This window comes from Fulvivirga imtechensis AK7 (assembly GCF_000331535.1).
Lineage (GTDB): Bacteria > Bacteroidota > Bacteroidia > Cytophagales > Cyclobacteriaceae > Fulvivirga > Fulvivirga imtechensis.
In genome coordinates this window covers 54429-78776 of record NZ_AMZN01000069.1, presented here as the reverse complement: position 1 = coordinate 78776, position 24348 = coordinate 54429, and the positions used below count along the sequence as shown (strand labels likewise).

Here is a 24348-nt window from a genome sequence, read left to right as displayed (position 1 = left end):
AGAAGCTTACGGCTGAGTTGCCAATTGTTTAATGATCAGTTCCAGTTCATCTATTGTTTGTTCATTACCATCCCATCGGTGGTGGGCCTTCTTGTAGAATGGTACCCTTTGCCGCACTAATTGGTTAAGAGTAACAGCCAAGTCTGTATTATTTGAAAATTTAGGTCGCTTATCTCTTTCTGCAGCATTGATCCTGGAAATCAATTCCGTTACAGGAACATCAATGAAGATACTGATCCCATTTTTCCTGATCAACTCCATATTATCAAAAAAGCACGGTGTTCCTCCACCGGTAGCTATTACTGCACCTGCACTTTTTTGTATTACAGCCCGAAGGGCTTCCCTTTCCAATTGTCGAAAGTGATCCTCATCATAAGCTGCAAAGATCTCTTTGATCGACATGCCGGCATTGCTCATTATTTCATAATCAAGGTCTACAAATGGCATCTGAAATTTTTCTGCAAGCTGACGCCCTACAGTAGACTTACCGGAGCCTGGCATACCGATCAGAAATATGTTCTTATTTAGCAAGCCCATTCACCTCTTCAGCAGATGGCACATCATTATGATGCCACTTACCTAAAACTGTACCATTTTTAAGTAAAAGTACTCCGGGATTAGAACGGATCATAGCCTTCAGTACGGTTGCATCGGTATTGTAGTAAGACACCGCCAACTGGTGTTCATGTCGTAATTGTTCAAAATCGACCTCTCTGGCTGCAGTAAGTATCATAGGCTCAATATTTTGATCCATATTAGCCAGCAATTGATTAATATGCCTGATGTGCGATTTATTAGCTTTTTCCGTGTCATAAAATACAATGATGAGCTTGAGTCCGCTAAATGTCTCTTCCGTATAATCTTCGCCATCCATTCCCACAACCTGAAAATCCGTGATTTTTGGCGTTGACTCTTTCTCGTTAACAACCCTTGAAGATATGTATTCGTAACCGGCATCCGGGGTCATATATCTTTCGGACCTCACCATGTCACCATCCGGTCCTTTAAATGTATATTCTATTCTCGGAGATTCCTCGGCTATCATTTTTTCAGGAATACTATTTCCCACTTTATACGGTCTGAAGTCGATATATGGCAAATGTTCAATAGCATAGATCCCAATTCCAAAACCTATTACTGAAGCAGCAATAATAATGAAATGCCCCGGCCTTGTTCTGAACATCGGTTCAAAGCGCCTTCTGTGCCAGAAAAGATGCAATACAAATACCATCAGAATAACATCTTTATAAAAAGACTCCCACGGCGTAAGAGGAATGGCATCTCCGAAACAGCCACAGTCCGTTACCTTATTGAAGTAGGCTGAGTAGAAAGTCAGGAAGGTAAAAAATACCATCAGCGCCAGCAATACCCAGGTTGTTGTTTTCATTTTGTAGTTGATCAGCACTGCAATGCCCAGCACTACTTCCAGCACAATGAGCACCATGCCAAGTGGTAGTGCAAAAGGAATAAAAAATTCAAAGAAAGAGCCAAAATCAGAGGAGAAAACCTCAAAGTATTCTTCCAGCTTAATCTTAGTACCAATAGGGTCATTCAATTTGATCAGCCCTGAAAAAATAAAAAGCCCCCCGACAAAACCCCGTGAAAATATATCTATCGCCTTCTTTATCATTGCTCCAGAAAATTTAGTTTTATTAATGAAAATACCGAATAATTGATCATATCCTGATAGTTGGCTTTGACCCCTTCAGATACCAACGTCTTTCCCTGGTTATCCTCAATCTGCTTTACTCTTAGCAATTTCATCAAGATAATATCTGTGATAGAGCTCACCCTCATCTCCCGCCATGCCTCACCGTAGTCGTGATTCTTATTCTGCAAAAGATCCAACGTCTCAGAAGCAATACGATCATACAGCGGTTCAAGTTCATCATACCCCAACTCCAGACGTTCATCACTCTGAAGCTCCATTTGTATAATAGCCATGATGCAGTAGTTAATGATCCCGACAAACTCTGAGGTGATATCCTCCCCAACCTTTTGCGCCCCCTTTTCCTGGATAGATCGTATGCGTTGTGCTTTGATGTATATCTGATCAGTGATGGAAGGAAGCCTGAGTACGCGCCAGGCAGTACCATAATCTTTCGTTTTCTTTTCAAAAAGTGCTTTACACTCCTCTATTACCTGCTTATATTCGCTGACCGTTTTATCTATCAATTTATATCCGTATTTTATAAATAAACCTATTTCTTAGCGTGGCGAAAGATACAGCTTTTTCAGGGAAAAAAACACTCAACATTGGCGGAAATGTGGTCAGTTTGGAAAGGCCGTTGATCATAGGAATTCTTAATGTCACTCCTGATTCTTTCTATGACGGAGGCCGGTATCAACAGGAAAAAGACGTGGTAGATCGCGCCAGGAGTATGATCGAAGAAGGCGCGGATATCATCGATATTGGCGGCTACTCCTCACGGCCCGGCGCTGATGACGTACCCGTATATGAAGAACTGAAGAGGGTAGTTAATCACATTCAAAATATAAGAAAAGAGCTTCCGGTGGTAAAGGTCTCGATAGACACCTTTCGCTCACAGGTGGCTGAAGCTGCTGTTACGGCCGGAGCGAATATGATCAACGATATTTCAGGAGGTGAGCTCGATAAACATATGTATGATGTAGTAGCAGATACTCAGGTGCCGTATATTCTTATGCACATGCGGGGCACGCCTCAAACCATGAAGCATCAAACTGACTATGATGACCTACTTTCCGAAATTTTTCGATTTTTCGAGAAAAAAGTGAGCAAATTAAGAAAAAGAGACGTTAAAGATATAGTACTGGATCCAGGATTTGGTTTTTCCAAAACAATGGATCAGAATTATGCATTACTAAAAAATTTACGGTATTTTAAAGCTTTGGAGCTCCCTGTATTGGCGGGAATCTCCAGAAAATCGTTTATTTACAGGAAGTTAGGGCTTGAGCCTGCTGATGCACTGAATGGAACTACCGTATTAAACACTATCGCTTTAATGCACGGGGCACAAATTTTGAGAGTTCATGACGTAAAAGAAGCAGTACAAGCTGTGCAATTGTATAACCTAACATTTAATACTTGATAGCCATAGATTAATGTACTTATTCAGTATAGGTTTTTTAGAAGTGAGTTGGGTCGATGTGATCGACATCATGCTGGTAAGTATTTTGCTCTATCAGGTATACAAACTGATGCGGGGCAGTGTAGCTGTCAAAATTTTCCTGGGGGTACTTTCATTGTACCTCATATACCTGATAGTACGTGCAGCTCAGATGGAACTGCTGGGATTAATACTCGGACAGTTTATGGGAGTCGGTGTGTTGGCTGCCATCATCCTTTTCCAGCCTGAGATCCGAAAATTCCTGCTTCTCATCGGCAAGACCACTGATTTCAACAAGGGCGGTGTTCTTAAAAGTGTTTTTAAGTGGAAGCGCAAACGCTCTGAAGAAACCTACAATATCACCCCAATTATCGAAGCAGCGAAAACCCTTGGTGGTACAAATACCGGAGCATTGATAGTATTATCAAAGGATTCGGAACTAAAATTTTATGCCGAATCCGGTGATGTTATTGATGCTTTCCTCTCAAAAAGACTATTATTATCAATATTCAACAAACACAGTCCGCTACATGACGGGGCCGTCATCATCCATAAAGGAAAAATAAAAGCCGCAAGATGCATTCTGCCTGTTTCCGAAAGCGATAACCTGCCTGCTCAATTTGGCCTGCGTCACAGGGCTGCACTAGGTATGTCGGAACTTACCGATACTATGATACTTGTGGTTTCTGAAGAAACGGGTCAATTTTCTCTGGCCCGTAATGGAAAGCTGATGCATAATCTTTCTCCACAGGAACTAAGAAAAAAGATCAATGATTATCTCACCATGGAAGATGAGAAAAAAGAAGAAGCTGTGGAGGAATCAACAGAAAAAGAAACCAACACAGCTTCCAGTATCAACGAAGCCAAAGCAGGAGCCTGATCTTTCAATCTGCAACGGGCAAAAGCAGTTGGCAATTACCCCTTGCACTTAGCGCTCCGCGCTACGCATTCTGCAACACCCCAAGTTCCTTACCTACTTCCACGAATGCCTGAATAGCTTTATCTAAATGCTTTTTGTCATGCGCTGCAGACATCTGTACTCTGATCCTGGCCTGACCTTTTGGCACCACAGGATAGAAGAAGCCTATTACATAAATGCCTTTATCGAGCAGCGCATCAGCAAACTTCTGTGCCAGTGGAGCTTCATATAGCATAATAGGCACGATAGCATGCGTGCCAGGCTTAATATCAAAACCAGCTTTGGTCATCTCCTCCCTAAAATACTTGGTGTTGGCCTCCAGTTTATCACGAAGCTCCGTGGTCTCGCTCAGCATATCAATCACTGCTATAGATGCTCCTGTAATAGATGGCGCCAGGGTGTTTGAAAATAAATATGGTCTGGAACGCTGCCTGAGCATATCAATGATCTCTTTTCTTCCAGAAGTAAAGCCCCCGGATGCCCCGCCAAGAGCCTTGCCTAACGTACCGGTGATAATATCAACACGTCCCATTACTCCATGGTGCTCATGAACACCCCTGCCCGTTTGTCCCATAAAACCGGTGGAATGACATTCGTCTGACATCACTAATGCATTATACTTGTCTGCCAGGTCACATATCTTATCGAGTTGGGCAATAGTACCATCCATTGAGAACACTCCATCCGTCACAATTATTTTTTCTTTTGCCCCGGCAGCATCAGCTTCTTTTAATTTCTCCTCCAGGTCGGCCATGTTATTATGCTCGTACCGGTATCTCATAGCTTTACAAAGACGTACTCCGTCTATAATTGAAGCATGGTTGAGTGCGTCAGAGATTATGGCATCTTCGGGGCCAAACAGCGGTTCAAAAACTCCACCATTAGCATCAAATGCTGCTGCATAAAGAATGGTATCTTCCATGCCCAGAAAGTCAGATATCTTTCGCTCCAACTCTTTATGAATATCCTGTGTACCGCAAATAAAGCGTACAGACGACATGCCATAACCATGGGTATCAATAGCCCTTTTGGCCGCCTCAACTACTTTAGGATGAGAAGAAAGGCCCAGGTAATTATTGGCACAGAAATTAATTACCTCCTTACCATCCTGTGTTTTGATCTCTGCCCCCTGAGGGGTAGTAATCACCCTTTCCTTTTTATACAGACCGGCTTCTTTAATTGAATCCAGTTCCTCTTGAAGTTTCTTCTTTAATGTATTGTACATATATTCAATCTGTTTTAGGTCTTTTCTTAATTACAGGTCTTGGTTTTATATTCGGCTTAGCCATTTTCGGCTTCTCTCCTTCTTTTGAGGTATCTTTCAGTTTCATTTCAGCTTCATTTTCCCGTTGTAGAGGAATTTTTGGCTTCATTGGTATTTTTGGCTTAGTCATCTTCGGTTTTTGTTCCTTTGACACTGCCTCCTCTCCTTCAGGCTTGGCGCCCGACTGGGGTAAAATTTTAGGCTTTATCTTTACCTTTGGCTTCACGGCCATTTTTGGCTTTGCTTTAACAGGCTGATCCTTCCGATCCTCCTCCTTCGTTGACTCAGTGGAGGCTGCCCTCGGTTTCATTACAGGTTTTTTAGGCTTTTCCTTCATCGTTATAGCATCCCGCTCACCAATAAAAGGATACTGCCGTCTTAATGGGTTGATGAGATACAGCTTCTGTGCTGTAAAACTATCCGGATGTACCTGGTCGAAAATTTCCTTCCAGACCTGCCACTGAACAGGTTCGGCTTTTTTAAAAGCATCTGAATCAATTTTTTTCTTGTACAGGTAGTCTTGAAAGTCACTCATAACAATACCGGCAAATATAAAAACTTTACACTGGTTTCTAGCTGCTGGCGGCTGGTTTCTGGCTGCTGGTTTCTGGTGGCTGGTTTCTGGCTGCCGGCTGCTGGCGGCTAGCGTCTGGTTTCTGGGCTTCCGGCTTAGGGTTACTTGTCAATCGTTAATAGTTGATGGCCAACCGTCAATCTGAGCAGAACTACCGGCTACCAGTACCCAGCGAACCAGCGACTAGTGACATGACCAGTGACCAGTTTCCTGCAACCAGAAATTTTTTAGATGTTATTTAATTGGTAATTTCGCACCACTTATTCACACACAAAAGAGAAACATGAGCAAAATTTTGGTTATCGGAGCTTGCGGACAGTTGGGGTCTGAGCTGACAGTGGCATTGAGGCAAAGAAAAGGAAATGAAAATGTAATTGCTTCTGACGTGAGAGAACCTTCCGGAGAATTGGCTGACGGACCTTTTGAACTGCTAAATGTAATGGATAAAAAGGCTATGGAAGCAATAATTGACAAGCATTCCATTAACCAAATATACCACCTGGCAGCTATTCTCTCAGCCAAAGGGGAAAAAGATCCGAAATTTGCCTGGGACCTCAATATGACGAGTCTGCTTAATGTTTTAGAATTAGCACGCGATAAAAAACTGGAAAAAATATACTGGCCCAGTTCAATAGCCGTATTCGGCCCAAATACACCGAAGCAAAATACTCCCCAGCATACTATAATGGACCCTAACACTGTCTACGGTATTAGCAAGCTGGCAGGGGAAAGGTGGTGCGAATACTTTTTTGAAAAGTATGGTGTTGACGTGCGCAGCCTCAGATACCCCGGTTTAATAGGCTATAAAGCAAAGCCAGGGGGAGGAACTACTGACTACGCAGTTGATATTTTTTATAAAGCGCTTGAGGACGGAAAGTACGAGAGTTTTCTTTCAGAGCATACTTATCTCCCTATGATGTATATGGATGATGCTATAAAAGCCACAATAGATCTTATGGAAACTGACAAAGAAAAAGTGAAAATAAGGTCGAGCTATAATGTTGCCGCTATAAGCTTTTCACCTAAAGAAATAGCGTCAGAGATTAAGAAGCATATGCCGGAGTTTACTATCAGCTACAATCCTGATTTCCGTCAGTCTATAGCCGATTCGTGGCCTGATTCTATCAGTGATACAGAGGCGAGAGATCAATGGGGCTGGAACCCTCAATTTGATCTCTCTAAGATGACTTCGACAATATTAAAAGGCCTTAAAGAATTACTGGATCACCAGGCGAGTTGATTTGCTTACCTGTCCAGACTTTACTTGCAGCATATAAAAGCCGGCTTCCAGTTCGTCTTCAATATCGATTGACTGTTCACCGACAAGCTTATCGGCTTTTATAAGCTTACCTGCATGATTGTAGATAGCAATGCTCACCTCTTCATCAGCATCGGCCCCGGTTTCAATTCGAAGTGCTTTGCCTCTGTTCACCGGGTTAGGAAATACTGTAATGTCTTTTATTGATGAAATCGTAACAGCCGCGATCTCGAATGTTTCTGATGTACCATCAAAGTCAGTTTGAGATAACCGGTAGTATGATCTTCCATAGTAAGGATTAGGGTCAGTGAAAGAATAGTTTAACACTGTTGTGCTTGTGCCGGCACCAGTTGTAGTACCCACTTTTTCGAACTCTTTACCATCCCTAGAACGCTCGATGGTAAAATAGTCATTATTTTCCTCTGAAGCTGTCACCCACTTTAGAATAACCTCGTTTCCTTCTGCTACTACTTTAAACATGGCCAAATTTATAGGCAGAGGCTCGCTGGAACACACCCCGGAACCACTATCGCTACAGCTACCTCCATAAGAAATTGTTCCTCCTCCACTAACAGCGGAACCATTACCTACAGTAAAATCACCACCTACAACCATATCACCGTCTATGTTTATCTCTGTGTTATTACCTCCTACAAAATTACCATCAACAGTAACACTTCCTGAAATATCTAATGCACCGCCATTCTTTATTTGAATATTTCCTTTAACAATTAATTCGCCCGCTACCACCAGTATCAAATTGTTATTTACGATTATGTCGCCCCATACAGTCAATATACCATCTGCACCAATCGATATCGTTGTGCCATTGTTAGTAGTTAAATCTAATGCATTGCTCGCATTTCCGATATCAAGTGTGGAAGTTCCAATTAACTGAAGTGTAACATTGTTTCCGCCTGTCAAACTGCCACTGGTGATATTCTCCCCGTCATTAATAGAAGCCGAAACACCATTGTTAAGTTGAGAAGTAGTAATCCCGTTTGTATGGGTTCCTGAGTTCCAATTAGAATTATTTGTCCAGTCACCACTGGTGGTCATTCGATTTTGGCCAAAAGCAACACTGCTGATCATTACTAAAAAAAGCATGACCACGCCAGTACTTATTTTACCACCCCTCATAATTTGCGAAAGAGAGTCATTTGATAACTTATTCGAAGCAGATATTACAATTAAACTTTTCATCAGATTCTTCTTTTATAACGTATGTATATAGCTTTTAATCTTTAAAAGTAACCTGCGTAATAATTTTTTTCACAAGATACTCTCCAATCTCACGCCTCCAATTAAAGGCCAATTTTAATTCAATTTTATAATTTATTGATTATTAGGTAATTATAAAATAATAGAATTGCCATTAATCCCAATTAAAGAAAAAACTTCCCAAAATTAGACGTGATTATACGTCTATTTGGTGTAAGATTATAAAATTAATATCAATTTTTTTTGGTTATAGAATCATAAATAATAATGTAGTAAGTAAAGAATTACATAGGTAATGGAATATTTTGAAAAGCATAAAATTATCATCTGTCCGCAAAAGAAGACACTTTTTGCATGGAGTAAGATTATTTCTTATAAATTTCAGAGGTATTATAAATCATATGTTTGAGGAAGCATATGATTTTTCGTTTCCTCAATCTCTCGTATATTTGAGCCATCATTCAACAGATAAAAAACCCCATGAGCTTATATCAAAATCTGACTGAAGAAGTTAATGACGGTATTCTCACTCTGACTATATCCCGGCCTGAATATCTTAATGCTTTAAACATTTCCACGATTGAAGAATTGAGGACAGCGCTTCAGGATATATATGATAACAAGGAAATTAAGGGTGTGATCATTACCGGAGAAGGCGATAAGTCATTTGTCGCTGGTGCAGATATAAAAGAAATAGCAGAACTAAACGAATTGAATGCCCGCAAATTTGCTGAAAACGGCCAAGAAGTATTTTCCCTGATAGAACAATGTGAGAAGCCTATTATTGCTGCCGTTAATGGCTTTGCTCTGGGTGGTGGCTGCGAATTAGCTATGGCTTGCCACATACGCATCGCATCAGAAAATGCTAAATTCGGCCAGCCTGAGGTAAATTTAGGTATCATCCCGGGGTATGGGGGTACTCAAAGACTGACGCAACTGGTTGGTAAAGGAAAAGCCCTGGAGCTGATGACCACCGGTGACATGATCACCGCACAGGATGCCAAAAGTATAGGACTGGTCAATCATGTGGTAGAAACTCAGGAAGAGCTTCTTGAGCTCAGCAATAAGATCATGAGCAAGATCCTATCTAAAGCTCCTTTGGCTGTAGGAATGGTTATCAATTGCGTAAACGCCTACTACTCTGCCGAGGAAAATGGCTACCAGACCGAGGCCAACTTCTTCTCCAACTGTACTAAAACAGAAGATTTCAGAGAAGGCACAAAAGCATTCATTGAAAAAAGAAAACCTGACTTTAAGGGTGAATAACACCTGGTCCGCATGAGTAAATTGAGAAGTCTGGCCGGGCAAACTGCAGTATATGGTGTTAGCAGTATTCTGGGCCGGCTGCTTACTTATGCTCTCGTTCCCCTGCACACCTATGTATTCCCAGAGGTCTCAGATCTGGGTGTAGTAAGCGTGCTATATGCCTTCACAGCCATTTTGATGGTCATCTACACCTTCGGCATGGAAACAGCATTCTTTAGGTTTGCCACCAAGACCGCCTCCGAAGACACCTTTAACACCACGGCCACAGCGGTACTGATAGTAAGTACTGTATTTTCGGGATTAATAATAGTATTCGCCCCATTCTTAGCCACCTGGACAGGTTACGAAAATACCTCATTATTCATTATCTGGTTCGCCATCATACTGTGGATAGACAGTGTTTTGGCTGTTCCTTTTGCGAAAATGCGGTTGGAAAATAAAGCCAGGGCTTTCGCTACTGCTAAGATCATCAACATCATTATCAATGTAGGCCTTCAGGTGATATTCCTGATCGCCATTCCATACATAGTGAATCAAAAGTTACCTGGTTACCAGTTGGTTTCTGTTGTTTATGATCCGGACCTGGGTATCGGGTATATATTCCTGGCTAACCTTATTGCCAATGCCCTGCTTATACCCATGTTGTGGAGATGGGTCTCCAGGATACGGTTACAATTAAACTGGAGCCAATTCAAACCAATGTTGTTTTATGGCTTACCCATATTAGTCACCGGAGTCGCTGGCATGTTCAACGAGCAGCTTGACAAAATATTGATAGAAAGAGTGCTTCCTGATGACTTCTATGAGCAGTTTGATAGTACCGGAGCCGTAGGTGTATATGGCCAAACTTTCAAGCTAAGCATCTTTATGATGCTAGCCATCCAGGCCTTCCGGTATGCAGGTGAGCCCTTCTTTTTCAGCAGCGCAAAAGATAAGAATGCTCCGGAGCTTTTTGCCAGGGTAATGCACTACTTTGTATTGCTGAGCCTGCTGATATTTGTTTTAGTAAGTATCAATGTCGACCTTATCGGATATATCTTTCTACGGAACCCGGATTATCGCGTGGCGCTATACCTGGTGCCAATACTGTTGTTTGGCAAACTGTTTTATGGCATTTATATGAACCTAAGCATTTGGTTCAAGCTTACCGACAAGACTATTTACGGCATGTACTTCAGCATCATAGGAGCTCTGGTCACAATTGCCGGAAATCTATTGTTGATCCCTGTTATTGGCTACACCGGCAGCGCCATCACCTCGGTATTATGTTATGCCACCATGGCTGGGTGCTGCTATTACTATGGCAAAAAATACTATCCTATCCCCTACAACTTCAAAGCCCTAGTACCTTACCTAATCCTTTTTTGCATTTTGGTGTTATTATCAGAAACGTTTGAGTTTAATAACTTTTGGGTTGATGCTGGTGTACGGCTAGCCGTATCAGCAGTAATTGTAGGCATGGTTTACCTGGTCGAAAAGCCCCGTTTGATTAAAAAATAGAAGTATTTTTATTAGTTTTGCCAACTTTATAACTATAATTTTATAGGACAACTTAATCTGAAAATCAACAATGAATATAATAATACCTATGGCAGGCAGAGGTACACGCCTGCGCCCACATACTTTAACTATTCCTAAACCTTTAATGCCCATTGCCGGAAAGCCCATTGTACAGCGTTTGGTAGAAGACATAGCAAAAGTATGTGACACCTCTATCAATAAGATAGGCTTCATTATTGGCAGGGATTTTGGAAAAGATGTAGAAAACGATCTGAGGAAAATTGCCGAATCGGTAGGGGGTGAAGGTCATATCTACTATCAGGATGAAAAGTTGGGTACCGCTCATGCCATTTTGTGTGCCAAAGAACTTTTAGAGGGAAATGTCATTGTCGCATTCGCTGACACGCTCTTCAGGGCCGATTTTAAGATGGATCCGACCAAAGATGGTATCATTTGGGTACAGCAAGTCGATGACCCTTCGGCTTTTGGCGTAATTAAAGTGAACAATGCTAATGTAATAACTGATTTCGTTGAAAAACCGGAGCATTTCGTTTCTGACCTTGCCATTATTGGCATTTATTACTTTAAGGATGGAGCCTTCCTGAACAAAGAGATGCAATACCTTATTGATCATGATATAAAAGATAAGGGTGAATTTCAGCTTACCAACGCTTTAGAAAACATGAAGAAAAAGGGAGCGGAATTCGTACCCGGGCAGGTTTCGGAATGGCTGGATTGTGGCAACAAAGATGCCACTGTATATACCAACAAGCGATACCTGGAGTACCTGAAAGAAGATCAACTGATATCTAAAAATGTACATAAAAAGAACTCTGTGATCATTCCTCCTGTATTTATTGCAGAAAATGTCACATTGGAGAACTCTGTTGTTGGTCCACACGTTTCGATAGGTGAAAATACAGTTGTCAAAAACTCAGTGATACAAAATTCTATTATCCAGACGAATACGGAAATAAATAATGCCAACTTCAAAAACTCGATATTAGGAAATTTTGTTAGTTTTGAAGGTAAATCCGATGATCTGAGTATTGGTGACTACAATACTGTGCAGTAAATCATTTGATACTTTTTAATGGGCATTCGCAAATACTATATCATCTTCTCTATCTTTTGTGCTTTAATTTCAGTTGTTTCATTTTCTGACTTATCAGCTCAAAAAGTTAAAAGTAAAGACAAGGTCTCCGAATCCGAACTTCGGGAGGCGGAGTTCTACTTTATTGAAGGAGAAAAATATTATATTCTTGAGGATTATGCGAAAGCCCTTGCCCTATTTCAAAAGTCGCTAGAGGTGGCTCCCGGTAATGCTACGGTTCATTTTAAGATAGCCACCATCCTGATCAAAGGAAATGAGCCTTACAAAGCGTTGAGCCATGTACTGGAGGCGCTGAAGCTGGATGGCAATAATAAGTATTTTTACGTATTGGCTGCCGATATCTATACTCAGTTGGGCGACTTCGATAAAGCCTCTGAGGTATATGAAGAGATGATAGGCAAGCTGGACGATACCGACCATTATTTGTTTGAATTGGCTGCGATATATCTCTACCAGCAGCGTTATGGTGATGCCTTGGTAGTATATGACAAAATTGAAAAAGCCTATGGAATGGCTGAAGAGATCATTACCCAAAAACAAAAGATATATCTTCAGAACAACAACCTTGAAAAAGCCCTGGCTGAAGGGCAGCGGCTTATTAACACCTACCCCGAAGAAGAGGCTTATGTGCTGAAACAGGCTGAAATCCTGATCAGCAATGATCAGAACAACGAAGCGGCAAAGTACCTTGAGGAATTTTTAAAGGCTAACCCTGCGGCCACACAATCCCGGCTTGTGCTTTCCGAGTTACAAAGAAAGAGCGGAGAGGTGGAGAAAGCTATAAAAAACCTTGAGGTGGCTTTTAATGACCCCGCACTAGATGTCCAGAACAAGGTGCAATTGCTGGCCGAATACCGGGTTGAGCTTAGTCAGGAAGAGTTAAAAAATTTCGGTCTCAATTTGGCTGAAATACTTGTGTCTACTCATCCTGATGTTGCCGATGCCCACATCGTCTATGCAGACCTTCTTCAGACGATAGGAGAGCACAGAAAAGCAAAAGATGCTTACATGCGTTCCCTTGAACTTGACGAGTCTAATTTTACTGTATGGCAAAATGTATTGCAACTACTGATCGAGCTCAATAAAATGGACAGTGTGGCACTGGTTTCCGGGGAGGCACTGGAATTATTTCCCAACCAGGGAGCCCTATACTACTACAATGGGGCTGCTAACCTGCAGCAGAAAAACTACAAGGAAGCCATTGCCGCCCTTGAGCAGGGAAAAAGACTTTCCTCTGCCAATCTTGGGCTGGTTAGCGCATTTAATAGTATGCTTGGCGATGCCTACAATGGTACCAGGGAGTATGAAAAATCCGACAAAGCCTATGAAGCTGCGCTGGATTTCGATCCTGAAAACTATGCAGTATTAAATAATTACAGCTATTTCCTTGCTTTAAGAAAGGCTAACCTTGAAAAAGCCGAGAAAATGTCGGCCAAGGCAGTAAAAGATAATCCTAACAATGCTACCTTTCTTGACACCTACGCCTGGGTACTGTACATGCGTCAAAAATATAAAGAAGCTAAAAAAGTGATGGAACAGGCCATTGCTACCGGTGAGATTTCTGCGGTGCACTATGAACATTACGGAGACATACTATATAAATTGGGGGACGTTGACGGTGCAGTCAAACAGTGGCAGGTAGCTAAGGGACTAAATCCAAAATCAGAAGTAATAGATAAAAAGATAGCAGACCGAAAACTTTATGAATAAAAAAACGGCCCTCCTGCTTTGCTGCACGGTCTTTATCCTTTGTTCCTCATGCAGCAAACGCCTCAGTGGTATAAGCTGGAATTTTCTTGATAAAAACCGGCTTGATGTTCAACAAATCGATTTCGACTATTTTTCCGGAAAAGCGAAGATCAACTACAAAGATGATGAACATGATCTGAAAGCTAAAGCAAATGTCAGAATTCGGAAAGACAGTGTAATTTGGATCTCTTTTTCTGCAATAGGAATACAAGGCGCACGTTGTCTTATCAACAGAGATTCGATAACGATAATGAACCTCGTTAAAAAGGAGTATTACGTCTTTCATTACGATTCGCTTAGCAAGCAGTTCAACTTTCAGGTAAACTATGATGCCATACAGGCTGTAGCATTGGGTAACCTGATCTTTGATCGCTCTAAGACAGATGAGGTAACGAAAACTGATGATTTTTATATACTCAGGCAACATTCCGGGTCGGTTGATCTGCACAACTATGTTAATCCTAAGACCATGAAAATTGAGCGAGTAGAGATGCTGGAAAAGCCATCAAAGAACTCGGCGGTAATTCGGTATAACGATTTTCATATGCTTGAACAGTATGCCCTTCCATTTTCAGGCATTATTTCTTTATTTTACCAGGGCAAAGCAGGAAAGCTAAATACCGTTATTGAATTTGAATACAATAAGGCAGACATTGAGGACAAGGAGCTGAAGTTCCCATTTAACATTCCGAAAAAATATGAGCGTAAGTAAAAGCTTATTTGGAGTATTTTTTCTCTTGGTTATAAGTGTCTCCGTTTCTTTTGCTCAAAAATCAAAGGCCCAGCTTCAGCAGGAGAAGCAGGAAAACCTGCGCAAGATCAAAGAGGCAGAAAAAATCCTTGCCGAAACAGCCGGAAAAAAACAGAACACGCTCGGTCAGCTTAATGCCCTTAATCAACGGATTAAAACACAAGAGGATCTTATAGGATCTATACGAAAAGAGATCAATCTGTTGAACGAAGAAATAGAAGAGAATAACCAGATCATTGCCTCTCTTGAAGAAGACCTGCAAAAGCTTAAAAAAGAATACGCAGCGATGGTATATGCTGCACATAAAGCCAATCAGGGGTTCAACAAGCTGACTTTTATTTTTTCCGCAGGATCTTTCAACCAGTTTCTGATGCGCCTCAAATACATGGAGCAATATAGCGATGCCCGTAAAACTCAGGCCGAACAGATCGTCAAAGTTCAGGAAACATTGGTTACACAAATAACCCTGATAGAAAGTAAAATGTCAGAAAAGAACATTCTTCTCGCTGAACAGTTACAGGAAAGTAAAAGCCTGACGCAACTGAAAGCAAACCAAAACCAGTTGGTTAAGAATCTCCAGCAACAGGAAAACAAATTAAAAAAAGACCTGGAAGAAAGAAGGGAAGCCGTAGCCAAGTTGGATAAAGTGATCAACGATTTGATTAAAGAGGAAATGGAACGCGCCCGGCTTGCCGAAAAGAAAGACTCTGAAGCCAGCGTGAAACTCTCTAACGAGTTTGCGGATAATAAGTCCAGGCTCCCGTGGCCTGTCTCCGGCTTTATATCCCAAAAATTCGGTATGCAAAATCATCCTGTGCTTAAGGGTATCGTGATCAACAGCACCGGGGTCAACATCCAAACCAAAGAAAATGAAAAAGTGAAATCCATTTTTGCCGGTGAAGTAAGAATAGTAGCTTTTATTCCGACTGTTGGAAACACTGTAGTAATTAACCATGGAGACTACTTTACGGTATATTCAGGCATGAAGGATGTTTTTGTCAAGACAGGCCAGAAAGTGACTACTGGTCAGGAACTTGGCCAGATAATGACCAATAAAGATGGGGTGTCCGAATTAAAATTTGAGGTACGAAAAAATGTCACTGCCCTGGACCCCCAGCAATGGCTAAACCGTAATTAGCGTGAGTTCGAACCTCTTTTTAAGGTCATTCTGTCTGTCCCGAACTTGCTTAACTTGCTTCGGGGAAGCACGAAGAATCTTACTAAGTTTAGGATACTACCAGCAACTTAGGAAGATCCTTCTCCCGAAAGCCTCAAAGCCTTCGGGATAGGATGACTGCCCTTTTTTAAGTATTTTATATCGAACTCACGTTAATTAGTGTCTCTAAGTAGTGTCTCTAAGAAAACGCCAATGTCTGCGTTACGCTCGTTCCAAAAATGCTCTCGTACCTCAGTACGATCAGCTATTTGGGCTTCTCAAATCCTGAGAAGCGGCTACATGAAGGCAAATCCGACTTGGACGTTTTCATAAGCCACTTGGAGTTTCTTACAAACATTGATTAATCCGAACTTTTTATTTCCGAATTATCTTCTATAAATAAGATTTTTTAGGTTGATCAATTAATGTCTATCTTTACACAGCAATTTCTAAATAGTGTCTCTAAGAAAACGCCAATGTCCGCGTTACGCTCGTTCCAAAAATGCTCACGTACCTCGGTACGATCCGATTTTTGGAACTTCGTCCCGCACTTTGTCGGGAACGTTTTCTTAAAGCCACTTAGAGTTTTCTTACAAACACTAAACACAAACACAGATGAATAGCTTACTCGCACTTGGAATGCCCGGAGGTTGGGAATGGATCATCATAATCCTTGTCGTTTTGATATTTTTTGGCGCCAAAAAAATACCTGAACTCGCTCGTGGACTAGGACGGGGGATCAGGGAATTTAAAGATGCCACAAAAGAGATAAAAAAGGATATTGACGAATCCAGCAGAATAGAGGACGATAAAAAATAGCACACCTTTGAAAAAGTACACTTCTTTAAATCTTATTCAGAAAGATTTAAAAAATGGCTCAGTCACCTGTGCAGATCTTGTAGCGTATTATCTCGATAATATTAACAAGAAGAAGCACCTTAATGCATTTTTGGAGGTGTATGAAGAAGAAGCCAGGAGTCAGGCTGCTGAGGTAGATAAAAAAATAAAAAGCGGTACCGCGGGCAAGCTGGCGGGTATGGTAGTAGGACTCAAAGATGTACTATGCCATACAGACCATGCTTTGCAGGCGTCCAGCAAAATATTAGATGGTTTTAGATCGCAGTTCAATGGCACTGCCGTACAGCGTCTGTTGGATGAAGATGCAATCATTATCGGCAGAAACAACTGTGATGAGTTTGCTATGGGATCGTCCAATGAAAATTCGGCTTTTGGCCCGGTGTTAAATGATGCGGACAATGAAAGGGTTCCGGGAGGTTCGTCAGGAGGATCAGCGGTAGCGGTACAGGCGGATATGTGCCTTGTTTCCCTGGGCTCTGATACGGGAGGTTCGGTAAGACAGCCTGCCGCCTTTTGCGGTATTTTTGGTCTTAAACCTACATATTCAAGAATTTCAAGGCATGGTTTAGTTGCCTACGCCTCATCTTTCGATTGTATCGGCATCTTTTCTAAAAGTGTTGAGGATATGGCTATTACGTTAGAAGTAGTAGCCGGCAAAGATGAATTTGACAGCACTGTCTCGACAAAGCCGGTAGAAACTTATTCAATTTTATCTATTGACCCTTCAAAAAAGTTAAAAATTGCTTATATTAAAGAGACATTGGAGACTGAAGGGATCAGTGGAGAAATAAAATCAAAAACTGTAGAGGCAATTGAAAAGTTAAAGGCAGAAGGTCATACGGTAGAAGCTGTTGATTTTCCTCTGTTGGACTACCTGCTGCCCACTTATTATATACTTACTACAGCAGAAGCAAGCTCCAACTTATCCAGATTTGATGGTGTTAAATATGGCTACAGAAGCCCTAATACCACCACACTGGAATCGATGTACAAAAAGACCAGAACAGAAGGTTTTGGAGCAGAGGTAAAGAGAAGGATCATGCTGGGCACATTTGTACTAAGCGCCAGCTACTATGATGCTTACTATACCAAAGCCCAAAAGGTGAGAAGGATGATCAGGGATTACACCAAAAAAATTCTTTCTCAATACGATTTCATCGTGTTACCTACTACCCCTACTACAGCATTTAAGCAGGGGGAGCATAGCGAGGACCCGTTGGAAATGTACCTGGCTGACCTCTTTACTGTACAATCGTCCGTATCCGGTCTGCCTGCTATTTCTATTCCTAATGGAGAAGATAGTGGCGGTTTACCTATCGGCCTGCAAATAATGGCCGATGATTTTCAGGAAGGCAAATTGCTGGCATTTTCAAAATATTTTACAGATCTGAATTGAGAACTACTTTTTTACTAGGCACATTATTTTTTTCCTGTATCTTCTCAGCCATAGCCAAAAATGATTCTATTACAGAACCAACGGCACTCATAGATACAGTCCAAGCATATTACTTCCCGGAGTCAGAATACGAGTTCATTCCGGGAGAAGCAAATTTCGATCTCATAAAAGATCGTCTGAGTTGCATTGAAAACATAGTCCCGCTTCACTATAACAACAATGTACATGCATTTGTAAATTATTTCGCTGTAAAAGACAGGGACTATACACGCCTGATGATCAAACGTAAGAACCTCTATTTTCCATTGTTTGAAAAATACCTCAAAAAATATGGCATTCCTGAAGAGTTAAAATACCTCTCGATCGTTGAGTCAGGTTTAAACCCTACAGCAGTTTCCAGAGCTCAGGCCGTAGGCTTATGGCAATTCATGTCCTATACCGGCCGTCACTTCGGCCTTCATCAGGATTGGTACATCGATGAACGGATGGACCCCGAAAAGTCCACCGAAGCCGCCTGCAGATACCTGAAGCAACTTTACAATATGTTTGGCGACTGGGAGTTAGCCATAGCCGCATATAACACCGGACCCGGAAACATCAGAAGGGCGATCAGGCGATCAGGCGGTAAACGAACCTTTTGGGAGATCTACCCCTATATACACCGCGAAACAAGAGCCTATTTACCACAGTTTATCGCCATTGCATATATCATGAACTATAGCCAGGAGCATAACTTTCTGGAAGAAAACCTGGAGTATCAAATGGAGGTAGACACTATTTTTGTTTCTGACTACCTGCATGTACAGACCTTCGCCAACCAGGTAAACCTGTGCCTTGATGATTTGCAAAAATTAAACCCTGCACTGAAGAGGAATGTTATACCTGAAACAAAAAATGGCTATCCGCTTAAAGTGCCTGCTGATATTAAAGAGTACTTTGCTCCTAATCGTGTGGCAATACTGGATTCTGCCAGCAAAGTAGGCAAAGCAGAGATTGAATACCTGGCAAAAAATACACCGGGAAGCACTTTAGGACGTGATAAAATTACCTACAAGGTGCGGAGTGGCGATGTATTGGGCACCATTGCTCAACGACACAACGTAAGTGTTTCAGACCTAAAGGCATGGAATAACTTAAGAAGTAATACCATAAGAATAGGACAGACATTGAATATCTGGCAAAACCCTGGCACCCGTGTAGCACAGAATAATACTCCTTCGGTGATCACATCATCAGACGGATCAAAAATGTACGTGGTACAACCCGGAGACACATTATGGGATATTTCCCGAAAGTTTGCCAATCTGAGCCTGGACGAGCTGAAAAGGATCAATCAGTTACAGTCTAACAATATCAAACCCGGACAAAAACTAATTGTAAGTCGTTAAGCAAAACTGCTCCCTTTTGGTTAATTTTAGCCTCGTGTAAATGAGGAGGTTATCGCTGTTTTGTGCGTAGCACGTTCATGCCACCTCCACGCTTGTTGAATTGAATGACTAATTTTTGCTGCCATTTTTCTTTGGACCCGGCAAAATTTGAGCGTATCCCGCATGCTTTTGGAACAATTGGAAAATGGGCGTGTGGTAGCAATAATAATATCTCGATATTAAGTCTTTTTCAGTGACTTTTTTAAAAACACGTAGTTATACAATAAAGGAATAACACAATATGAGGAATATAGTCATTTTAGGTATTATCACACTCTTTTTCCTGGGTTGCAGTAGCAACGGAGACAGAAAAAACAAGAACCTTCTGCCTCCTGCCAGTGGCAGAGCAGGTGAAATTATTGTTGTGATGGATTCAGCCCAGTGGAAAGGGCCCGTGGGTGAAGAAATAAGAGAAACTTTCAGAGCTGAGGTTGGGGGCTTACCAAGAGAAGAATTCATGTTTAAGATAAATCATGTAGACCCTCGAAAGCTAAATGATGTCCTCAAATCCGTTAAAAATTTACTTTTCGTAATGACTGTGGATGACCGCGGACCAGGATCCAAGGTGGTCCGTAACTACTTTACCAAGTCATCTATTGATAAAATTAAAAATGACCCAAACCTCTTTGTACATACAGCGGAAGATGAATTTGCCAGGGGGCAAACAGTAATGTATTTATTCGGCCAGAACAAAAATCAGTTGCTTGAAAAAATTAAAGTAAACCGGGAGAAACTACAGAACTTCTTTAACCAGGCCGAAAACAAGAGACTTTATGCAGGACTTTACCAGGCCAAAGAAGAAATTGGCTTCAATAAAATGCTTAAGGCGGATCATGAGTGCAGTATGCGCTTGCCATTTGCATACAAGCTGGTAGTAAATCAGCCCGGATTTATATGGTTTCGACAGATCAATGCCGAAAGTGACAAAAATATATTTGTCACTTACCGCCCCTATACTTCAGAAAAGGCGTTTGACAGGGAAGCAATACTCAGCCTGCGCGATTCCATTGCCAGCCATCAGCTATTTGAAGATCCTGCCTATCCTGAAACCTTTATTACAACAGAAACAAAGGTACCTTATGTGCCGGTAACAACTGAAAAAGTGAGTTTCAATGGCAAGTATGCCATCAAGATGACCGGGCTCTGGAAAACCAACAATCTCTCCATGGGTGGTCCTTTCATAAGCTACACCCTCGTTGATGAGGAACTTGACCGGCTTTACTATATCGAAGGCTTTCTTTATAGCCCCGGTAAAAATCAGAGAGAGTTTATGCGCGAGTTAGAAGTGATCCTCTCAACATTTAAAACGAAAGACCAGTTGACAGCATCTGCAACTAATTAATGTCTCTAACTAATTAACGTGAGTTCGATATAAAACGCTTAAAAATAGACGGTCATCCTGCCTGTCCCGAACTTGCCTTGCCTCGGGGAGGAAGCCAACAACTTTTAGTTGATTTTGAGGATAATGACATAGCTTCAGAACGGCCTTGAGAAAATGGCGTTCCGCTGACGGCCAAGGCCTTTAGCGGAGGCCGTAAGAATTTCAATGCAACACGTACACTCTGTAGATCACACTATCGCAGGCATTGAAATTTAGTCATTTGCTCACAGCCCTTGCTCCGCCATAGCGGCTACGCGAAGGCGATGCTTGACTTTTTTTGTTATCCCGAAAGCTTTATGCAAGTTGGGGACAAGGCAGAATGACCTTAAAAAGAGGTTTTTAGGTTATTTTTGAATAAGAACACAATTTAATCGGTTCTACTATATCGAACTCACGTTATTTATTAACTTTATCCTTTGTTAATAAAAGGGCTGTATCTAAAAACGGCTTGCATGTAGCAGTCCGTCTTCCCGGATTTGTTTTAACGTTATGCGGATAGAAGTGCTGTGCCGTTTTTTACCATGCCCTGACCTAACCAAATGCAACCAACTACTATATGGCTATAAAAATCAGAAAACAGGATGCTTTAAACTACCATTCTCAAAACCAACCTGGAAAAATAGAGGTAGTACCCACTAAGTCTTTAAGTTCTCAACTGGACCTTGCCCTGGCCTACTCTCCGGGAGTAGCCGAACCTTGTAAGGAAATAGCTGCCAACAAAGATGATGTATATAAATACACATCGAAAGGCAACCTTGTAGGGGTAATTTCCAATGGAACTGCCGTTCTCGGCCTTGGAAATATTGGTGCGGATGCGTCAAAACCGGTTATGGAGGGGAAAGGAGTGTTATTCAAAAAATTTGCGGGCATTGATGTGTTTGATATAGAAATAGATGAAGAAGATCCTGACAAATTCATTGAGATCGTAAAATCCCTGGAACCCACTTTCGGAGGCATCAACCTGGAGGACATAAAAGCACCGGAAAGCTTTAAAATAGAGCAAACACTACGAGAGAAAATGAGCATCCCGGTAATGCATGATGACCAGCATGGTACCGCCATTATATCCGCGGCAGCATTGCTTAATGCATTGGAATTGGTAAAAAAGAAGATCGGTGACATACAAATTGTAGTGAATGGCGCGGGGGCCGCTGCTGTTGCCTGCACAAAAATATATATTGCCCTGGGAGCAAAAAGGGAAAACATCGTAATGTGTGACAGCAAAGGGGTGATCAATAAAAAGAGAACTAATTTGGATGCTTCCAAGGCTGAATTTGCCACCAACAGAGACGTGGATACGCTGCAGGACGCCATTAAAGGTGCCGATTTCTTCCTTGGACTTTCTGTGGCTGACATACTCACCCCTGAGGATATAAATGCCATGGCTAACAATCCTATTGTGTTTGCCCTTGCCAATCCCAGTCCTGAGATCAGCTATGAAACGGCCATGCAAACCCGGGAAGATATTATTATGGCTACGGGCCGTTCCGATCATCCTAACCAGGTAAATAACGTACTGGGCTTCCCATACATTTTCCGTGGCGCACTGGATGTAAGGGCCACTGCTATCAACGAAGAGATGAAACTGGCTGCAGTTAGATCGCTTGCCGAACTCGCCAAAGAGCCTGTACCGGAGATGGTAAGCAAAGCCTATGGTGACAGCAAGATCATATTCGGCAAAGACTATCTGATACCCAAACCACTTGATCCGCGACTTATCACTACTATTTCACCGGCTGTGGCCAAAGCAGCCATTGAATCAGGTGTGGCAAGGATTGAGATCACCGATTGGGAAAAATACCATATTGAATTGCAACAACGCATAGGTATCGATGAAAAACTCATGTCAAGGGTCATTAGCAGAGCCAAAAAAGATCCAAAAAGAGTGGTGTTTGCCGAGGCTCATGACCTTAAGATACTAAAGGCGGCACAGATCATTCAAGACGAGAAAATTGGGTTTCCTATCCTTCTGGGGAAACGTCTCATAATCGAAGAAATGATCAAAGAGCATAAGTTGGAGCTATCCGAATGTAAGATCATCGACACCTACGAAGAAGATGAGATGGTAAATAAATTTGCCAAGTCATACTATGAAAAGCGCAAGAGAAAAGGTGTTACACTATATGAGGCAACCAAGCTTATGCGCGAACGCAACATGTTTGGCTGCATGCTGGTAGAACATAATGAAGCCGATGCATTAATATCAGGATTGACCAAAGACTACCCGAAAACAATATTGCCTGCCCTCCAGATCATAGGTATGGAAAAAGACATCAAACGGGTAGCGGGGATGTATATTATTTCAAACAAAAAGGGCACATTCTTCTTCTCTGACACCACTGTCAATGTAAATCCTACTGCCGAAGAACTGGTTGATATTATAGGGATGACTGCACGAGGGGTAAGGTTTTTTGGCATTGAACCAAGAGTAGCTGTTCTGTCCTATTCCAATTTCGGATCAAGCAAAGGAGAAGTGCCCACTAAAGCACAAAGAGCTGTCAGGCTGACAAAGGAAAAGTTTCCCGACCTTGTCATTGATGGAGATATCCAGGCCAACGTAGCGCTAAGTACGCAGATACAGCAGGAGAATTATCCCTTCAGCGAACTTGCCGAAAACGGAGCAAACACGCTGATCTTTCCCAATCTTGCTTCGGGTAATATTGCTTATAAGCTTGTGATGGAGATAGGTGGAGCGGAGGCCATCGGTCCTGTTCTTCTGGGAATGAAAAGACCCGTACACATACTCCAACTGGGCAGTTCAATAAGAGAAATTATTAACATGACAGCCATCGCTGTTGTGGATGCACAACTTTATCAAAAAAACCTGGAAGATGATCTCGTACCTCAAAGGTAAGCTTGTTCAGAAAGAACCAACACACGTGGTGATCGATGTCAATGGCATTGGTTACCACGTCAATATTTCATTGACAACATTTAGTAGCATAAAGAATGAAGAGAGCATTATGCTGCATACTTATCTGCATGTAAAGGAAGATTCACACACACTCTTCGGTTTCTCCAACGAAGCAGAAAAGAAGATGTTTCTTAACCTGATATCTATATCAGGAGTGGGGCCCAGCACAGGACTGATGATCCAATCTTCGCTTACCTCGGGAGAGCTGAAGCAGGCCATTATAAGTGAAGATGTAAAGACTATTCAGGGAGTAAAGGGTGTAGGCAGTAAAACGGCACAGCGAATCATTCTTGAATTAAAAGATAAGATTAAAAAAGAAGGATTATATCAAGAGTCTGAGGATTTTCAACCACAGGCACACAATACTATTCGTACTGAAGCGTTATCGGCCTTAATAACGTTGGGGATTAACAAACCAACGGCCGAAAAAAGTATCGACAGGATCCTGAAAAATTCAGGAAATACGATTACTTTGGAGGAATTAATTAAGCTCACATTAAAAAACGCGTGA

General features: G+C 41.8%; 21 protein-coding genes. 15 read left to right on the top strand and 6 right to left on the bottom strand.

The window, feature by feature from the left end; genetic code table 11:
* Positions 1-6 precede the first annotated feature (6 nt).
* The 3 genes from C900_RS19610 to C900_RS19600 are packed head-to-tail and all read right to left on the bottom strand — an operon-like array spanning position 7 to position 2175.
* A complete protein-coding gene (locus C900_RS19610; protein WP_009581924.1) occupies positions 7-537 on the bottom strand; it encodes a shikimate kinase in 531 nt (176 codons plus the stop codon).
* Positions 521-1630, bottom strand: a complete 1110-nt coding sequence (locus C900_RS19605; RefSeq protein WP_009581923.1) for a BT_3928 family protein — start codon at positions 1628-1630, stop codon at positions 521-523. Before C900_RS19605 ends, C900_RS19610 begins: the two co-directional genes overlap by 17 nt.
* Positions 1627-2175: a DUF1599 domain-containing protein gene (locus tag C900_RS19600; RefSeq protein WP_009581922.1), complete on the bottom strand. Its 549-nt coding sequence runs from the start codon at positions 2173-2175 to the stop codon at positions 1627-1629. The genes C900_RS19605 and C900_RS19600 overlap by 4 nt, the downstream gene beginning before the upstream one ends.
* Before the next feature lie 38 nt (positions 2176-2213).
* On the opposite strand from C900_RS19600, the gene folP reads away from it, so the two are divergent.
* Both folP and cdaA read left to right on the top strand, forming a co-directional pair.
* A complete protein-coding gene (folP, locus tag C900_RS19595) occupies positions 2214-3071 on the top strand; it encodes a dihydropteroate synthase (protein WP_009581921.1) in 858 nt (285 codons plus the stop codon).
* 13 nt (positions 3072-3084) lie between these two features.
* Positions 3085-3969 carry a diadenylate cyclase CdaA gene (cdaA, locus tag C900_RS19590; protein ID WP_009581920.1) on the top strand — a complete coding sequence of 295 codons (885 nt, stop codon included), beginning with the start codon at positions 3085-3087 and terminating at the stop codon, positions 3967-3969.
* 61 nt (positions 3970-4030) lie between these two features.
* On the opposite strand, the gene kbl is transcribed toward cdaA, so the two are convergent.
* Together kbl and C900_RS19580 are read right to left on the bottom strand one after the other, a co-directional pair.
* On the bottom strand, positions 4031-5233 hold the full coding sequence (gene kbl, locus C900_RS19585) for a glycine C-acetyltransferase (RefSeq protein WP_009581919.1): 1203 nt from the start codon (positions 5231-5233) through the stop codon (positions 4031-4033).
* 4 nt (positions 5234-5237) lie between these two features.
* Positions 5238-5807: a hypothetical protein gene (locus C900_RS19580; RefSeq protein ID WP_009581918.1), complete on the bottom strand. Its 570-nt coding sequence runs from the start codon at positions 5805-5807 to the stop codon at positions 5238-5240.
* A 322-nt stretch (positions 5808-6129) separates the two neighbouring features.
* Between C900_RS19580 and C900_RS19575 the strand changes: the two genes are divergently transcribed.
* A complete protein-coding gene (locus tag C900_RS19575) occupies positions 6130-7086 on the top strand; it encodes an NAD-dependent epimerase/dehydratase family protein (RefSeq protein ID WP_009581915.1) in 957 nt (318 codons plus the stop codon).
* Here the strand turns inward: C900_RS19575 and C900_RS28695 are convergent.
* Positions 7063-8307, bottom strand: a complete 1245-nt coding sequence (locus tag C900_RS28695) for a T9SS type A sorting domain-containing protein (RefSeq protein ID WP_083867535.1) — start codon at positions 8305-8307, stop codon at positions 7063-7065. The genes C900_RS19575 and C900_RS28695 overlap by 24 nt on opposite strands.
* A 498-nt stretch (positions 8308-8805) precedes the next feature.
* On the opposite strand from C900_RS28695, the gene C900_RS19565 reads away from it, so the two are divergent.
* The 12 genes from C900_RS19565 (at position 8806) to ruvA (ending at position 24348) form a co-directional block, all read left to right on the top strand.
* Positions 8806-9591, top strand: a complete 786-nt coding sequence (locus C900_RS19565; RefSeq protein WP_009581912.1) for an enoyl-CoA hydratase/isomerase family protein — start codon at positions 8806-8808, stop codon at positions 9589-9591.
* Between the two features lie 12 nt (positions 9592-9603).
* A complete protein-coding gene (locus tag C900_RS19560; RefSeq protein WP_009581911.1) occupies positions 9604-11091 on the top strand; it encodes a lipopolysaccharide biosynthesis protein in 1488 nt (495 codons plus the stop codon).
* A gap of 70 nt (positions 11092-11161) precedes the next feature.
* On the top strand, positions 11162-12166 hold the full coding sequence (locus tag C900_RS19555) for a sugar phosphate nucleotidyltransferase (RefSeq protein ID WP_009581910.1): 1005 nt from the start codon (positions 11162-11164) through the stop codon (positions 12164-12166).
* An 18-nt stretch (positions 12167-12184) separates the two neighbouring features.
* Complete coding sequence (locus C900_RS19550; RefSeq protein ID WP_009581909.1) at positions 12185-13915, top strand: tetratricopeptide repeat protein; 1731 nt, start codon at positions 12185-12187, stop codon at positions 13913-13915.
* A complete protein-coding gene (lolB1, locus tag C900_RS19545) occupies positions 13908-14666 on the top strand; it encodes a lipoprotein insertase outer membrane protein LolB1 (RefSeq protein WP_040497144.1) in 759 nt (252 codons plus the stop codon). Before C900_RS19550 ends, lolB1 begins: the two co-directional genes overlap by 8 nt.
* Positions 14653-15843 carry a murein hydrolase activator EnvC family protein gene (locus C900_RS19540; RefSeq protein WP_040497143.1) on the top strand — a complete coding sequence of 397 codons (1191 nt, stop codon included), beginning with the start codon at positions 14653-14655 and terminating at the stop codon, positions 15841-15843. Before lolB1 ends, C900_RS19540 begins: the two co-directional genes overlap by 14 nt.
* 633 nt (positions 15844-16476) lie before the next feature.
* On the top strand, positions 16477-16680 hold the full coding sequence (locus C900_RS19535; protein WP_009581906.1) for a Sec-independent protein translocase subunit TatA/TatB: 204 nt from the start codon (positions 16477-16479) through the stop codon (positions 16678-16680).
* Between the two features lie 7 nt (positions 16681-16687).
* Positions 16688-18115, top strand: a complete 1428-nt coding sequence (gatA, locus tag C900_RS19530; RefSeq protein ID WP_009581905.1) for an Asp-tRNA(Asn)/Glu-tRNA(Gln) amidotransferase subunit GatA — start codon at positions 16688-16690, stop codon at positions 18113-18115.
* Positions 18112-19503, top strand: coding sequence for a lytic transglycosylase domain-containing protein (locus tag C900_RS19525; RefSeq protein ID WP_009581904.1), 1392 nt, complete (start codon positions 18112-18114; stop codon positions 19501-19503). Before gatA ends, C900_RS19525 begins: the two co-directional genes overlap by 4 nt.
* A gap of 280 nt (positions 19504-19783) precedes the next feature.
* Entirely contained in the window at positions 19784-20884 is a 1101-nt protein-coding gene (locus tag C900_RS19520) for a DUF4837 family protein (protein ID WP_009581903.1), read from the top strand.
* A gap of 595 nt (positions 20885-21479) precedes the next feature.
* Positions 21480-23777, top strand: a complete 2298-nt coding sequence (locus tag C900_RS19515; protein WP_009581902.1) for an NADP-dependent malic enzyme — start codon at positions 21480-21482, stop codon at positions 23775-23777.
* On the top strand, positions 23755-24348 hold the full coding sequence (gene ruvA, locus C900_RS19510) for a Holliday junction branch migration protein RuvA (protein WP_009581901.1): 594 nt from the start codon (positions 23755-23757) through the stop codon (positions 24346-24348). The genes C900_RS19515 and ruvA overlap by 23 nt, the downstream gene beginning before the upstream one ends.